General features: G+C 46.2%; 13 protein-coding genes and 1 tRNA gene. 9 read left to right on the top strand and 5 right to left on the bottom strand.

Annotated features, from left to right (window positions below; genetic code table 11):
* Position 1: 1 nt before the first annotated feature.
* The 4 genes from JWH17_RS13330 to larE all read right to left on the bottom strand — a co-directional run bounded on the left by JWH17_RS13330 (position 2) and on the right by larE (position 3,912).
* Entirely contained in the window at positions 2–907 is a 906-nt protein-coding gene (locus JWH17_RS13330) for a metal-dependent transcriptional regulator (protein ID WP_205223122.1), read from the bottom strand.
* A gap of 1,589 nt (positions 908–2,496) precedes the next feature.
* Positions 2,497–2,573: transfer RNA gene (locus JWH17_RS13335), tRNA-Pro, on the bottom strand.
* Positions 2,574–2,654: 81 nt separating this feature from the next.
* The gene (locus tag JWH17_RS13340) at positions 2,655–2,927 is read right to left on the bottom strand and encodes an HU family DNA-binding protein (RefSeq protein ID WP_205223123.1); all 273 of its coding nucleotides are present in this window, start codon (positions 2,925–2,927) and stop codon (positions 2,655–2,657) included.
* A 181-nt stretch (positions 2,928–3,108) separates the two neighbouring features.
* Positions 3,109–3,912 carry an ATP-dependent sacrificial sulfur transferase LarE gene (gene larE, locus JWH17_RS13345; RefSeq protein ID WP_205223124.1) on the bottom strand — a complete coding sequence of 268 codons (804 nt, stop codon included), beginning with the start codon at positions 3,910–3,912 and terminating at the stop codon, positions 3,109–3,111.
* Between the two features lie 319 nt (positions 3,913–4,231).
* On the opposite strand from larE, the gene pheA reads away from it, so the two are divergent.
* The 8 genes from pheA to JWH17_RS13385 all read left to right on the top strand — a co-directional run bounded on the left by pheA (position 4,232) and on the right by JWH17_RS13385 (position 13,161).
* Positions 4,232–5,335 carry a prephenate dehydratase gene (pheA, locus tag JWH17_RS13350; protein ID WP_205223125.1) on the top strand — a complete coding sequence of 368 codons (1,104 nt, stop codon included), beginning with the start codon at positions 4,232–4,234 and terminating at the stop codon, positions 5,333–5,335.
* A 140-nt stretch (positions 5,336–5,475) separates the two neighbouring features.
* On the top strand, positions 5,476–7,284 hold the full coding sequence (locus JWH17_RS13355) for an ABC-F family ATP-binding cassette domain-containing protein (protein ID WP_232371083.1): 1,809 nt from the start codon (positions 5,476–5,478) through the stop codon (positions 7,282–7,284).
* 179 nt (positions 7,285–7,463) lie between these two features.
* Positions 7,464–8,216: an ABC transporter substrate-binding protein gene (locus JWH17_RS13360; RefSeq protein WP_205223127.1), complete on the top strand. Its 753-nt coding sequence runs from the start codon at positions 7,464–7,466 to the stop codon at positions 8,214–8,216.
* Between the two features lie 206 nt (positions 8,217–8,422).
* Complete coding sequence (locus JWH17_RS13365) at positions 8,423–9,106, top strand: amino acid ABC transporter permease (protein ID WP_205223128.1); 684 nt, start codon at positions 8,423–8,425, stop codon at positions 9,104–9,106.
* Entirely contained in the window at positions 9,103–9,867 is a 765-nt protein-coding gene (locus JWH17_RS13370) for an amino acid ABC transporter ATP-binding protein (protein ID WP_205223129.1), read from the top strand. The genes JWH17_RS13365 and JWH17_RS13370 overlap by 4 nt, the downstream gene beginning before the upstream one ends.
* Positions 9,868–9,869: 2 nt before the next feature.
* Positions 9,870–10,535 carry an amino acid ABC transporter permease gene (locus JWH17_RS13375; protein ID WP_319547635.1) on the top strand — a complete coding sequence of 222 codons (666 nt, stop codon included), beginning with the start codon at positions 9,870–9,872 and terminating at the stop codon, positions 10,533–10,535.
* A 32-nt stretch (positions 10,536–10,567) separates the two neighbouring features.
* The gene (locus JWH17_RS13380; RefSeq protein WP_205223130.1) at positions 10,568–11,980 is read left to right on the top strand and encodes an FAD-binding oxidoreductase; all 1,413 of its coding nucleotides are present in this window, start codon (positions 10,568–10,570) and stop codon (positions 11,978–11,980) included.
* The gene (locus JWH17_RS13385; protein WP_205223131.1) at positions 11,977–13,161 is read left to right on the top strand and encodes a pyridoxal phosphate-dependent aminotransferase; all 1,185 of its coding nucleotides are present in this window, start codon (positions 11,977–11,979) and stop codon (positions 13,159–13,161) included. The genes JWH17_RS13380 and JWH17_RS13385 overlap by 4 nt, the downstream gene beginning before the upstream one ends.
* 77 nt (positions 13,162–13,238) lie before the next feature.
* Here the strand turns inward: JWH17_RS13385 and moaA are convergent, their stop codons facing one another.
* Entirely contained in the window at positions 13,239–14,285 is a 1,047-nt protein-coding gene (gene moaA / locus JWH17_RS13390) for a GTP 3',8-cyclase MoaA (protein ID WP_205223132.1), read from the bottom strand.
* Between the two features lie 89 nt (positions 14,286–14,374).
* Between moaA and tsaD the strand changes: the two genes are divergently transcribed.
* On the top strand, positions 14,375–15,382 hold the full coding sequence (tsaD, locus tag JWH17_RS13395; protein ID WP_205223133.1) for a tRNA (adenosine(37)-N6)-threonylcarbamoyltransferase complex transferase subunit TsaD: 1,008 nt from the start codon (positions 14,375–14,377) through the stop codon (positions 15,380–15,382).
* The last annotated feature ends 16 nt before the right edge of the window (positions 15,383–15,398 follow it).

Consider the following 15,398-nt stretch of genomic DNA (forward strand, 5'->3'; position numbering starts at 1 on the left):
GTTATTGCCTCACTCTTCTTATGCGGATGCGCTCGGTCTGCTCTTTTCTAAGGGCGATACAGGCTCCACGAATACGATATCCAACAGGACTGCCAGAAGGGTTTCTGAGTTCAGCCTGAGTTATAGTTCCGGGCACAACTCCCAGGTCAAGGAGACGATTTCTTTCAAGCCCACGCACAAGAGCAGACATGCCGACAACCTCTGCTTTTTCTCCAAGTCCCAGACGGGACAATCTCTCAACAGACTCGTCCAACGTTTCTCCTGCCTTCAGCTTAACCGCAGTAATCTGATCGGCAACTTCATTCGGAAATCGAAAGGTTTCCCCCTCAAGGTGGAGAGTCATTGTATTCGTATCCTTATCAGCGATGCGCAGCACCGTATCCGTTGTAATACCCGCTCTGGATATTTGAGAATACAACTCTGCAGGTTCATCTTCGATGTGAACCACTCGACCTACCCACCCGGCAGGATATTCCAGCAACGTTTTTCCTAGCTTTTCGGGCAGTTCACCGGCTGATGTAGGGATGGGATCACCATGGGGATCAAAGCGTGGATGGCCGAGTTCTTCCGACAACTGCTTTACGTCTTCACGTGTCAAGTCATGCTCTTTTTCGTCGGCAATCTGATGCCACAGTGACTCGGGATGGCCGGATGTTCTGGCAAGATACGTTTCATAAAGTCGATGTGCCTTTAGTATATGCAGGGCATACTCTCTGCCGTCCCCGGTCAGGGCAAAAGTATCGGGCTCCATAAATTCTGCGGCGCGTAGTTTCTGCAGTAATTTCGTCACTTCATCCATGGTGATCGAAAGTTTCTTGCCAATCATCTCAGGAGAAGCGCTTTGACAATCGTAGTCGCATTCCGCTAAAAACTTCAGAGCGTGTTGTATAAGTTTTTTTTCTTCCATTCGATTCAAGATAATTTGAGAGTTTTGTTGGCATCCACTTCTGTAGAGGTGTCTGTATAGCGGAGAGCAATAAAGGCACACTCCTCAACTGTTGCGTCATCGACCCACAGTAATGTAGCATAAGATATTATCAAATCTGATTACCCATGAAACTCAGCCATTTTTTTGGGAACAGGGAGACAGATCGGAGTCTTCGATCAGTCTCCCGAGTTTAAAAGAGAAATAAAATCAGTCCCCTGTCTGTTTCGGTAGATAATTGGCTGAGTTTTGTACGTAATCAGATTATCAAAATAAAAAATAAGACATTTTCAAGATATTAGACGTTATTTATCCAATTACACTTCAATTCTTATTGGAGTAACATATTAAGTGCAAAAGATTAAGCTCAGAAAAGTTAATGGGTTGAAGCTATGATCTCAGTTCTATTGCTCTAGGGTTCCACCCTACTCATCTTTTGATTTTTAACCACTACATCCTCTCAAAAACCTAACAACAAAAAGGCAATTTCAGATTTCTCGCATCATAATCCATGAGAGGTTATGGAGGCGCATAGTGTCACGGTAACAGAGGCTGGTATTGGCAATGTTAATCATTTAAGATGATCTACAATTCACCTTATTCCTGATTCTTTATTATCACGGAACATTTCAATCGATCGAAATAGTGGTTGGGAAGCTGTTGTTCGCACCTTTCAACAAGTGATTTTTATCGAATGAGTAAGAACTCTTTTTTCGTGCATTTATCATAATCGTGGTCACATGTGGTCAGCTTATCAGAAAATCAATATAACCATAAGATATAACAGATAAAGTCCATTAATCGTTAAAATGAGATAAAATTCGTATTACGAAAACAAGAATTTCATTTGCAATCGGCTATATTGCACCGATAGTCAAGCTTGAGGGGCGAGAAAAACATATTTTCCAGGAGAGAGATGAAAAGCTGGAAGCGGCGAGAGAACTGAGGAAGGAGCGCCGCAAAAATGAACAGATAGAAAAAATGGTACGGGCTGAATTATTACTCGTTAACTTGGATTAATAAATTTTCTGTTTCCATCTGAAGCAATACAATATTGTTACCACCGCTACTCGGAAACCCAGCACTAAAGATTCTGATTAACATATTTTTTTCTAACTTCTTTGTACGACCTATGTACATTATTTGTACTTTTTTTATGTACACTAAGGCCTAACCCGAATTGCTCATGAACATTGTATCAACCTGTCAAATTGCATACAATTCTTATATGTTATAGAAGCTAAGATGAAGTTGAAAGTTTTTCACAATGTTCACCAAAGGTCAGTCCATCCAGCACCATTTTCTTCAGTATTTTGGCAATGAATATAGGCGACTATGATTCATTACCAAAAACTTTGAACTTGGCGCTGCCTGAACTGATGAGAAATCCGGGCTAAAGACATATAGTTTAAAACGCAATTACAGACAATTACAAGAAACTTCGTTTATTCTACAAACACCGTCATAATTGTAAGTATTTGAAAAAAAAAGGTTGGGAACACAGATGCCTGTGTTTCCAACCTTTTTAATCAACAAAACAAATCTAAATTCTTGATTTTACTACATTTTCTTGGTCGGGAAGAGAGGATTTGAACCTCCGACCCCAGCGTCCCGAACGCTGTGCTCTACCAGACTGAGCCACTTCCCGATGTTTTATTAGTGCACAACACAAAAAAACGGCCGGATTATACCCGGCTATTTTTCATATAAAACCTGGGTGGCAAACGATTTATTCTACAGCGTCAGCAAGCTTGCTGCCTGGTTTGAACTTTGCAACGGTTTTGGCTGGAATGTCTATCATGTCACCGGTGCGAGGGTTTTTAGCCTTACGGGCGGAACGATTAACAGTGGAAAAAGTTCCGAAACCAACAAGTGTTACTTTATCTCCTTTTGCAAGAGCATCCGTAATGGACATGAGCATACCATTTAATGCTTTTTCTGCTGCGGCTTTAGAAATTTCTGCAGCCCCAGCCATGGCTTCTACAAGTTCCTTTTTATTCATTCTTCCCTCCCAAAGATTTTAACACTGCCACGACATTCAGGTTTATTCCTGAGCGGGCACTAGCGATGACGGTGGAAGTTAAATAAACTTTTTTTTCTTTGTCAAAGGAAAAAAATTGTTTTTTTCTTCTTGAATGCCCGTTAGAGCGGGCTTTCAGCGCTGGCTACAACTGATAAGGTTGTTACCGTCCTTCCAGGTCAAGATACACTTTTTTGATATTGTTGTTATAAAAAAAACGCAGAATGGCTACCCTTATATCTGGATTGGCAATTTTTGGCAAGTCAGCTTCGGCTAATTGTACATAGACGACACTGGTACGCTCTTTGTCCAAACGAACCCTGCAACCGTCAAATCCAAATCTACTCAGTCCGCCCTCCCACAAGGATATTTTAGCAACACGCTCCTCGGTAACAGGAAGACCATGGGGTATACGAGTGGCCAGACACGATGCAGATGGTAGTTCCCAACTGGAAAGTTCAAGCAGACGACTACACTCCCGTACATCGGACTTGTCAAGTCCTGCTTCCACTAGAGGTGTTTTCACTCCCAATTCATGAATAGCCCGTAAACCAGGTCTTTTACTTTTCAGATCATCAGTGTTGGTTCCATCGAGGAGAACGGAAAAATCTTTTTTTTCCATAATTTCCTTGAACCGTTTATAGATCCGTAATTTGCATTGATAACAGCGTTCTTCTGAATTAGTGACAAATTCCTTCCAGGCAAGTGGTTGTAAGTCGACCACCTGCATTTCAACCCCTTTTGGATATCCATTGGTTGTAAGCCAATTTTGAGCCAGCGATATCTCTTCGGGTTTCAGCAAGATTGAGGATCCGAACAGGACCAGCACATTGCCCGCACCCAAAGTATCAAGAGCGCTTTTTAAAAGAAGGGAACTATCAACACCTCCGGAAAAAGCAACCGCAACCCGGCCGTACTTGAGAAGGACTTGATTTAATTGATTAAGTTTTTCTTGAGTTTGCTGCAAGCAAATTTCCTCTCATAACCACACAACAGATAAGATAAAGACAGCGCTGAAAGTGAGTCCCCCTAAATATGAAGAACCACGCTGCATGAAGAAAATACAAAGAAAAGAGTAACAGAATATATGATGCAAAAAAATGTCTCCTGCAACCATTTTCAATTTTTTCTTTTCTTCACCCTATAAATGCTATAGGTTTCTTTGTGTCTACCAAATACATATGTTGCCATCATATTGCCTTTTGGTACAACCACGTGTTTGTCATTAAGCAGATACGTACAAACACTGTCCAACTTTTTCCAAGCCAATTAGAAGACGAACAACCATGACCTCAAAAGCAAATATTTCTCATGTCCGAGACAGAATTGACGAAATTGACGATACCATTTTAGACCTTTTAAAAGAACGTCTTGAATGTGCGTTGACAATAGGCGAGTTGAAAAATGAAACCAAGCGTGCAAAGTGGGATCCGCAAAGGGAACTCGAAATTTATAATCGCCTCCGGCAAAAGAACCAGGAGGTATTCCCTTACAAAGCCCTTCACTCCATATTTCACGAAATTATAACCACATGTAGACTATCACAACGAAAAGCAACCGTCGCCTATCTTGGGCCGGAAGCGACTTTTACCCACCAGGCAGGTGTTAAATATTTTGGACAGTCAGCTGATTACCGTCCACTTGAGGCTATTGTTGAAGTCTTCCAGGAGGTTGAAAAAGAACGGGTACAGTACGGTATCGTTCCAGTTGAAAACTCCATTGAAGGGGCTGTAACCTCAAGCCTGGATTCCTTTTTCAATTACAAAGTACAGATATGCGGAGAAATTCAACTGCCGATTACCCATAACCTGGTTTGTCGATCCGGAAACCTTGAAGATATTCAAACCGTTGCCTCTCATGCCCAGGGTCTTGCTCAATGCAGAGAATGGCTACGGAAAAATCTACCGAACATCCCCACCCTGCCGGTGTTCTCGACCGGCGCCGCTGCACAGATGGCTGCTAACAACCCCAATGTCGGCGCCATTGCAAGCGACCTCGCTGTCACGGCCTATGATCTGCAAGTGGTTGTGAAAGGGATCGAAGATTACCAGGGGAACACCACCCGTTTTCTGGTCCTTGGAAAACAATCCCCACAAAAAAGCGGCGCAGACAAAACCTCTGTCTTGCTGGGTTTGATCAACCGACCAGGGGCATTAAACGAGATATTGACCATCCTGTCAGCCAAAAACATCGATCTTGCCAAGATTGAATCCAGGCCGACCAAAGGCAAACAGTGGAAATATCTTTTTTTCCTCGATATGATAGGACACATGGACGACCCAGTCATTCATGAAGCGTGTAATATTTTACAACAAATATGCGCTTATTTTGAATGGCTTGGATCCTATCCCCGCGCCGACAATATTGACTTCAACGGTGGTGCATTTTAAGTTACCAATCAACATTCATTCATACTCGCCTGGCAGGCTCCCTATGCCGCAATGGAAATCATATTGCGGCGTAATACCAATCATACAAACAGGTTCCATTTAATTCCGCTGTTATGCTACCACTTCTCAGTTGCAAGGGTTTGAGCAAAGCATTTGGTGCTCAAACCCTGTTTTCCAATATCACCATGAATTTGCACACAGGGGACCGTGCCGGTTTGATAGGTCCCAACGGTTCCGGTAAATCCACCCTGCTGAAAATTTTCTGCGGGCTTGCCGAGTGTGACAGTGGTGAGATTTTCAGCCCCAAACATACCCGCCTGAGTTATGTAGCTCAGGAAGACACTTTTCATGAAGAGCTGAACTGCGTAGACAATCTTTATCTTGCCGTAAAAGATCTGGATATTGAGCAGACAGAGCAATATAACCGCATCTATGCAATCCTTAGTCGTGCCGACTTTGAGGACCAAACCAGCCCTGTACAAAAATTATCCGGCGGCTGGCGTAAACGACTTGCACTCTGTAGAGCGCTGGTTGTCTACCCCGATGTACTGATCATGGACGAACCGACCAACCATCTCGACATTGAGGGGATAATCTGGCTTGAAAAGTTACTGCGCGCCAATCTCCCGGAAAGCCCGGCAGCGATGCTCATGGTCAGCCATGATCGGCGTTTTTTGGAAAACACAGTCAACAGAATAATTGAACTTGGTCCTGTATACCCCGAGGGCTCGCTCGAGTCCACTGGTACCTATGCTGATTTTCTGGAAAAGAAATCAGCTTTTCTGGACCAGCAGCAACAAACCGAAGAACGGCTTGCTAACAAGATGCGACGAGAAACAGAATGGCTTCGCAGGGGTCCGAAAGCACGTTCGACCAAAGCAAAGTATCGCATAGATGAAGCTGGTCGTCTCCAGGGAGAGCTGAATAATGTTCGTTCGCGAAATCGGGCAGCTGGTTCGGTTGCCATCCAATTTGATGCAACGCATCGTAAGACTAAAAAACTTCTGGTCTGCAAGAAGATAAGCAAACAATTTACAGATACCCCGCTGTTTAAAAATCTTGACCTGGTGCTTTCGCCCGGATCACGCCTGGGTATTTTAGGCAGAAACGGGACCGGAAAATCGACCCTGATGCAAATTCTTGCGGCAGCCACTGAAAGTGACGGCCCTAAGCCCGATAGCGGCAGCATCACCACTGCAGAGAATGTACGCATTGTCAGCTTTGATCAACGCCGCGAACAACTGGACAAAAATACAACACTTAAACGCGCTCTTGCTCCTGATGGCGACTCTGTTGTTTATCAGGACAGAAGTATCCACGTTGTTTCCTGGGCAAAACGCTTTCTTTTTCGACCTGACCAGCTCGACACCCCTGTGCATCGTTTATCAGGAGGTGAGCAGGCAAGAATTCTCATTGCCCGCCTGATGCTCAAACCAGCCGACATTCTCCTTCTTGATGAGCCGACAAATGACCTGGACATTCCTTCACTGGATGTCCTGGAAGAAAGCCTGGCCGAATTTCCAGGTGCATTGGTACTGGTCAGCCATGATCGTTTTCTGCTCGACCAGGTCTGCAATACGATCCTTGGCTTCAACGGTAAAGGAGGCACCAATTTTTTTGCTGACTATGAGCAGTGGCTCGCAGACTTGCACCTTGTAGAAAAGGGGAGCCCCAAAAAACCTACCACTGAAGCACGCCCTAAGAAATCTTCCAAACCAAAAAGCGGTAAGTTGTCCTATATGAATCAACGCGAATATGACCAGATGGAAGATGAAATTAATCGACGTGAACAACGGATAGAAGAACTGCAGACGCTGATGGTGTCGCCGGAAGTGGTCTCCGACTCACAGCTTTTGCAGGACTACTGGAACGAACAGGAACAGCTGCAAAACGAAGTGGAAAAGCTCTATTCCCGCTGGGAAGAACTGGAAGAGCTTAAGCTTATATAGCCCAAGGCAGGTACGTCTCTACAACGTCCTTCACCTCAATTACGAGAGGTAACCGCTCAGTGGGTTGATAACTCGTTGACACACTATATCTTTTTTTATATATCAGGGGCGTTAATGGTACTGTGTATTTTCAATATAAAGACACTGCCCCAGCTATCAAAATCTACAAGGTGAACCCTATGATGAAAAAAATCCTGGCTTTGTTTGCTGCTTTCTCTCTTCTTGCCATGTGCAGCACCGCTTTTGCAGCTAAAAGCAAAATCGTCAACGGTATTGATGCCAACTTTCCTCCCTTTGCCTACATTGACAAAACCGGTAAACCAAGCGGTTTTGATGTTGAAGCTATGGATTGGATTGCCAATGACATCGGCGTTGAAGTCTGCCACCAACCCATTGAGTGGGATGGTATTATCACCGCTTTATTGACCAAAAAAATAGACATAATAGCCTCAGGCATGAGTGCCACAGCAGAGCGTGCTAAAAAAGTCAACTTCACCATCCCTTACTGGATCATCAAGCAGGTTATGGTCACTAAAAAGGGTTCTCCGCTGACCATTGAAGACATTCTGAACGGTAAAAAAGTCATTGGTGTACAGCAAGGAACCACGGAGGCAAAGTGGCTCAAGGCTGAAGCCGAGAAAAATGGCTGGAACTATGAACTTCGTTACTACAGCTCTTCCCCACTTTCAGTTGAGGACGTCTTAAACGGCAGAATAGATGCGGCAGCTATGGATGATGCACCAGCGCATGATGCAGCTTCCAAGAAAGATGTACAGATTGTCGGCACCTTCGGCATGCACGAAGAAGATTTTGCTTATGCCGTACGCAAAGATAACCCTGAATTGCTGGAAAAAGTAAACACGTCTCTGGCCAAGCTCATGGCATCTCCTAAGTGGGATGAATTGATCAAAAAGTATGAGCTAAACAAGTAATCTACGATGGGCGGATATCACTTCTACGGTATCCGCCTTTTGTTATAGGCCATCTTGCATCTATGCCTGTGGTATTTTTTCGCATGTTTCAACCTTGCAAAAAAACCTAATTATTCAAGACATCCTATATATTTTCCCCTGACCCCATCACCCCATTTTCTGACTCCCTATAACCTCTAAGGGTTATATTTCACTCTCCGGAAATTATGCCAGCCAGCCTTTCTGTTATTGTAGATTCTTTTCCTTATCTTCTTCAAGGCACTCTCAATACCGCTGGTATTGTCTTTGCTGCAATGTTTCTTGGGTTACTGATAGGAATTGCTGTCGCGGTTGGCATTGTCTATGGCAAGCGGCCGATACAGCTTCTACTGAGCACCTATGTTTGGTTTTTCCGGGGTGTACCTGTTTTGGTACTGCTCTTTCTTTTTTATTTTGGCCTGTTTTCTTATTTCGATATAGGTTTCAGCGCGTTCACCTCTGTCACCATTGTTCTCGGCCTGACAACCGGCGCTTATCAAGCAAATATTTTCAGAGGGGCCATTCTCGCGTTACCCAAAGGCCAATTTAGAGCTGCCAGTGCCTTGGGAATGAGTAACAGCCAGGCCGTACGATCTATTATATTGCCCCAGATACTGCGTATGTCCATTCCCGCATGGTCCAATGAATATTCCATTATCCTTAAAGACTCCGCCCTGGCTTTTGTTATAGGCGCTCCGGAAATCATGGCCCGGACCCAGTTCGTCGCTTCAAGGACCTATCAGCATCTTCCGTTGTATATAGCAGCTGGAATCCTCTACTTTTTCCTGACATGGGCAGGAGTGTATGCATTAAACAAACTTTCTGATGCGGTACGCATTCCCGGCTACAGTCACAATGGTATACAAGAATGACCTCCAATACTCCAATACTCAAAGCACAAGCCATCCAAAAATCCTTTGACGGCAACACCATTTTAAACGGTGTTGATGTTGTACTGGAAAAAGGTGAAATTATCGTCCTCATAGGACCTTCCGGGGGTGGTAAAAGTACACTGCTGCAATGTATTAATTGCCTGGTTATTCCGGACGACGGCCAGATAGAACTGGAACAACAGCCGATAGATTTTTCCAACAAGCAAGATCTTTATCGACTGCGGCAACAGGTTGGTATGATTTTTCAGGAATTCAACCTGTTTGATCACCTCACAGCCTTGGACAACATAACGATTGCCCTGCGCAAGGTAAAAAAACTCGACCGTAATACAGCAGAAAAACGCGCCCGACTGGAACTGGAACAGGTCGGACTAGGGGAGAAAGGTGACCTCTACCCTGCTCAGTTGTCTGGAGGACAAAAGCAGCGCGTCGCCATTGCCAGGGCATTGGCAATGGATCCTAAGATACTGTTGCTCGATGAACCAACTTCGGCCCTCGATCCCGATCTTATAGGCGAGGTCATATCCGTCATCAAAAACCTGGCTGCAAAAGGGATGACCATGATTATGGCTACCCACCAAATTAGCCTGATCTCGACCCTTGCCGATCATATTCTTTTTATGGAAAACGGGCAGATTGTGGAGTCCGGAACCCCAAAAGAGCTCCTTGCCAAGGGCAACGTCAATAAAACGCAAGGGTTCTGTGACCGCTTAAACGAGCTAGCCACCGGAGAGCAATAAACGTGGATTTTTCTCCATTCTATCAGGAACTTTTTTCAAGCCTTAATCGGGGCCTGCTCATGTCTGTTGCCCTGATTGTTCCCTCTGCCATTGGCGGTGTCCTTATCGGGATTACCGCCGGGTGCTTACGCGCATACGGCAACCGGGCAGTCCGGCTACTTGGTAACGGCTATGCTGCCGTGTTCAGAGGGACCCCGCTTGTAGTCCAACTTTTTGTGCTCTACTTCGGGTTACCCAACCTTGGGATCTATTTCTCTCCCTATGCAGCTGCTGTAACCGGTTTTATTCTTTGCAGTGGTGCGTACCAATCAGAATATATTCGCGGAGCACTGCTCTCCATAAAACGCGGCCAATACGCCGGTGCCCATGCACTCGGTTTAACCCATTTTCAAACCATTTTCTGGATTATTATTCCCCAGGCAGTGCGCCGCGCTATTCATGGCTGCGGCAATGAAATCATCTACCTTATTAAATATTCATCTCTTGCCTATATCGTTACGTGTTTAGAGCTCACAGGAGAAGGTAAAACCGTCGCCACTGAATACTTCCGTTTCACTGAAGTATTTATAATCATCGGCCTTTATTATCTTGCCCTGGTAACATGTGCCTCTTTTCTTCTAAAAATTATCGAAAAACGACTCTATATTCCTGGTTTTGGCCATAAATAAAACACCAAACCGCTCCCAACCTTTTCTTTGCCATGCCATATCCCTTTTCTCCCCTTACCTCCGCAATTAAGGAAATAATCACTGCTGCCGTTGCACCAGGTTCAGTGATTACCGACGACCAAGCTTTACACAAATATTCCGGCGATGCCTCCAAGTTACGCTACACCCCTGAAATGGTCATCTGCCCTCAGTCTGTTGCCGATGTCCAGCATGTTATACAGCTTGCCAATAAATATAATTTCGCGGTAACTCCTCGGGGAGCTGGATCCGGTCTTGCCGGAGGGTGTCTTGCTGATCATGCCGGCGTTGTCCTCTCAACCGAACGGCTTACCGACATCCAGGTTATGGATCCGGTTAATGGTATTATCAAAGTACAGGCCGGCGTAATCAGCCAAGATGTGAAAAGTGCAGCAGATGCCGGCGGACTCTACTATCCTCCTGATCCGGCTGGCATGGATCTCAGTACCATTGGTGGCAATGCCGCTACAGACGCCGGCGGACCTGCCTGTGTTAAATACGGGACTACCAGAGATTATATTCTTGGCCTGGAAGCGGTATTGCCTAACGGCGAACATATTGCCACCGGTGTCCAAACCAGAAAAGGCGTGGTGGGGTATGACTTGACCAACCTGCTTGTAGGCAGTGAAGGAACTCTTGGAATTATCACCAGCCTCTGGCTAAGGCTCATACCCAAACCTCCCGCTGTTATCGGGTTAATGTGTGTGTTCAGCGACATGAGCTCGGCCATGCAAAGTGTCACTACCATAATGGCTTCTGGGCACCTGCCCTGCGCCATTGAATTTCTTGATCACAAATGTATTTCCCTGGTTGGAGAAATGCTCCCTTTTGACCTGCCAGGCGCGACGCCCTCCATACTCATCATCGAACTCGACGGCCCGGCAAGCCAGATTAAAGAGGAGCTCAGCACCATCGAGCAGATCCTCCACTTACATGGTGCTGCTGCCATTCTACCGGCCACCAACAATCAAGAACGGCAGGAAATTTGGAACGTTCGACGACAGGTAAGTTTACGCATTCATGATTACGCCAATGTATACATCCCGGAGGACGTAGCCGTTCCGATCAGTGCCATAGCCCAACTCATTGATGCACTGCCTCTTTATGAGGATAAATATGGCGTTGAAATCTTTGCCTTTGGGCATGCAGGGGACGGTAATATACATCTCAGCGTTACCGCAAAAGAGAGTAACAACCGACATAATGCTGAATCCGCTGTCAAGGATCTGCTGGCGCACAGCATTGAACTCAAAGGAACCATTTCAGGTGAACATGGAATAGGACTTGCCAAAAAGAGTTACCTGCCGATGGAACTTTCGCCAACGAGCATAGCCTTGCAGCAGAACATAAAGAAGCTCTTTGATCCCAATGCTATCCTCAACCCCGGAAAAGTTTTCCCCGACCTTTCTGAAAGCTCAAACCCATGACCCCAATGATACGCAAACCATTTAGTCGACCAAGTAGCAGAATACAGGCTGTTGCCCCTTCAGCCACCAAAGTAATGGCAGATCGTGCAGCCGGTATACACAATTGCGTTTCTCTGGGGCAAGGCGTCCCCGGTTTTGCTCCTCCGCCGCATGTTATGGAGGCCGTGCAACAAATGCTTGTGGATAATCCCACCATCAGCAGGTACACGCTCCAAACGGGTATGCCCCAACTGCGCGAACGGCTCAGTGAGTACTTGCTGGCTGAAAAGGGAGTTAAAGCCGACCCGGTTCACGAAATATGCGTAACAGTCGGCGGTATGGAAGCACTGCTCGCATCGATCCTTGCAGTGGTTGACCCTGGTGATGAGGTGTTGCTTCCTTCCCCCACCTATGCCTCGTACACGGAGCAAGTCCTGCTTGCCGGAGGCGTTCCTGTTTTTGTCCCTTTAACCAAGCAGTGGGGGCTGGATCCGGCCGGTCTTAGAGCGGCTGTTACCCAAAAAACAAAAGCAATTCTGCTCTGCAACCCCGGCAACCCAACGGGAAATGTCTATTCCGCAGACGAAATCCGTGCTCTGTGTGAGCTCGCTGTCGCCAACAACATTGTTCTCATCATCGACGAAGCATATGACTACATTGTCTACGATGACACCACGATCCTTAATCCACTGAGCGTGGATGCGTATAGGGATCACGTGATAGCCATCGGCTCTTTATCAAAAAAATATTGTCTTACCGGATGGCGGGTGGGCTGGGTAGCAGCAGCCAGGCAATGGATGGAACATATAACCAAAGTACACGACGCGGCAACGATATGTGCACCAACCATATCACAATGTGCAGCTCTTGCAGCACTCAATGGTGATCAACAATGGGTAGCTACCTGTTGTCGGGAATTAGCAAAGAAAAAAGAAGTGTGTTGCAGTCGGTTGGACAGGCTGGCTCCCCACTTTAGTTACGTTGCTCCCAAAGGTGCATTTTACATCATGGGCAAGTATCATTTTACCACCGATAACTCGCAACAGACAGCACATCGATTACTGGATGAAACCGGCGTTATAACGGTACCTGGAGGTTCCTTTGGCCAAGGTGGTGAAGGTCATCTCCGGCTCTCATTTGGAGGCGAAACTGCAGAGATTAATGAGTCTTTTGATAGGATTGAACGTTGGTTGGGGGCGTAGCCTCCGCCCCTTAAGGATTTCCAATGAATCTGTTGGAGTAGCTATACAATCATCATGAAAAACGCGGGTTCAACGACTCAGCCGCCTATGCGAGACATCTGGCCGTGGCAATTGTTTCCTGAGTTTTTTAAACGCTCTTCCAGTTGATGTCCCTTGGGTTTGTTACGAATAGCATCCAACAACGCCTTACAGATTTCCTCATCACCGCCGCCCTGCCTGAGCACCGAACGAAGATCGACCTCATCATCATGCAGAAGACACGACCTGAGCCCCCCCGCTGAAGTAAGCCTTAATCGGTTACATTGATCACAAAAGTGATGTGACATAGGGCTGATAAAACCAATGGAGCCCACTGAATCTTCTCCAAGTCGGTACACCTGGGCAGGTCCATCCGCCTGAAGACGCTCCATGGGGATCAATTCACCATGTGCTTCCAGACGCTGTTTTATTTCATCGGATGAAATAAAGGTTTCATCATTCCAACGGCTGGAATCGCCGATGGGCATAAATTCGATAAACCGAATCTGCAGCGGCATTGTCTTTGAGAGGTGAACAAAATCACTAATCTCATCGTCATTGATATGGCGCATAGCCACTACATTAACCTTTACTGGGTTAAAACCGACTTCCAGAGCTTTATGCAGCCCCTGCCAGACATCGTTAAAACAATCGACACCGGTGATGGAAGCAAATCTCTCCGGGCGGAGGGTATCCAGGCTGACATTTATCTTTGATACCCCTGCGGAAAAAAGCTCTTGGGCATATTTGTTGAGCAGTACCCCATTGGTGGTCAAGCGGACATCGGTTAGCTGTTCTATCGCGTTAAGGTCGCGAATAAAACCGAGAACATTTCTGCGTACCAGCGGTTCACCGCCGGTAAGCCGAACTTTTGTAATTCCCATCCGAACAGCAACCCGCACAACTCGGAGCAGCTCTTCATAAGTGAGGAGATCATCATGACGCAACTTAACAGGTCCGCCTTTCCCTTCTTCTTCAGTGACACAGTACATGCATCGCAGGTTGCAGCGATCAGTAAGACTGAGCCGCAGATAGGAAATGGAACGTGAAAACATATCAATGAGTTTGTTTTCACTGGGAAGGGAACTGGCTATTTCTTTATTCATCGAGTAGTATGTCCAAAAAAAATTTATCCTTCAATTTTGTCAACAGATACCACTGAATTGTTCTGATTGCAATAGCTCCCAAGCCATCTATGCTCATTCTTGCCATTGAAAGCTCATGCGACGATACAGCTGCCGCTGTACTCGAAGCAAAGACAAATACTGTTTTATCTTCGGTTGTCAGTTCTCAAAACGATGTCCACGCACGTTTTGGCGGCATTGTCCCTGAGCTTGCCTCCCGTTGCCACATCGAAATGATCTGGGCCGTTGTCAATCAGGCCCTGGCTGACGCCGGGGTACAACTCGATGATATCCAGCTGATTAGTGCCACCCAAGGCCCCGGCCTTGTCGGCTCCCTGCTGGTTGGTTTTACCTTTGCCAAATCCCTTGCCCTTGTTCGCGGTATACCCTGTGTGGGAGTCGATCATATGGCAGGCCACCTTTTATCCTGCATGCTGGAAGAGGAAAAGCCCGAGTTTCCGTACACAGCGCTGATAGTCTCCGGCGGTAACACCTCCCTTTTTTCCGTTGACAGCCCTGTCAACTACACCCGTCTCGGACGGACACGAGATGATGCTGCAGGAGAAGCATTTGACAAGGTCGCCAAACTGCTCGACCTCGGCTATCCAGGAGGGCCGGTTGTTAGTCAATATGGCCAAAAGGGCGATGCCACCGCCATTGCTTTTCCGCGGGCATGGCTGAGCAAACACAGTCTTGATTTTAGTTTCAGCGGCCTGAAAACATCGGTGATGAATTACGTTCATCAACGCCGTCAAAAAGGGATCGAACTTGGCATAAACGATATCTGTGCTTCCTTTCAAGCGGCGGTGGTAGATGTACTGGTAAAAAAAACCATCATTGCTGCTAAATCTAACCATCATCATAGAATTGTCATGGGTGGAGGTGTTGCTTCAAACAAACAGCTGCGAACCGACATGCAACAAGCGTGTCGGCATGCAGGAATGGATTTTTTTGTACCCCGTCCTGTTTACTGTACTGATAATGCAGCCATGATAGGGCTAGCCGGCTATCACCATTTTCAAAATGGCAGCATGGTCAATCCGGACGATGATGCCTACTCCCGCTCTCCCCTAAACTAGGCTGACAGCAACAGGT

Source organism: Desulfogranum marinum, from assembly GCF_016918565.1.
In the GTDB taxonomy this organism is placed as follows: domain Bacteria; phylum Desulfobacterota; class Desulfobulbia; order Desulfobulbales; family Desulfobulbaceae; genus Desulfogranum; species Desulfogranum marinum.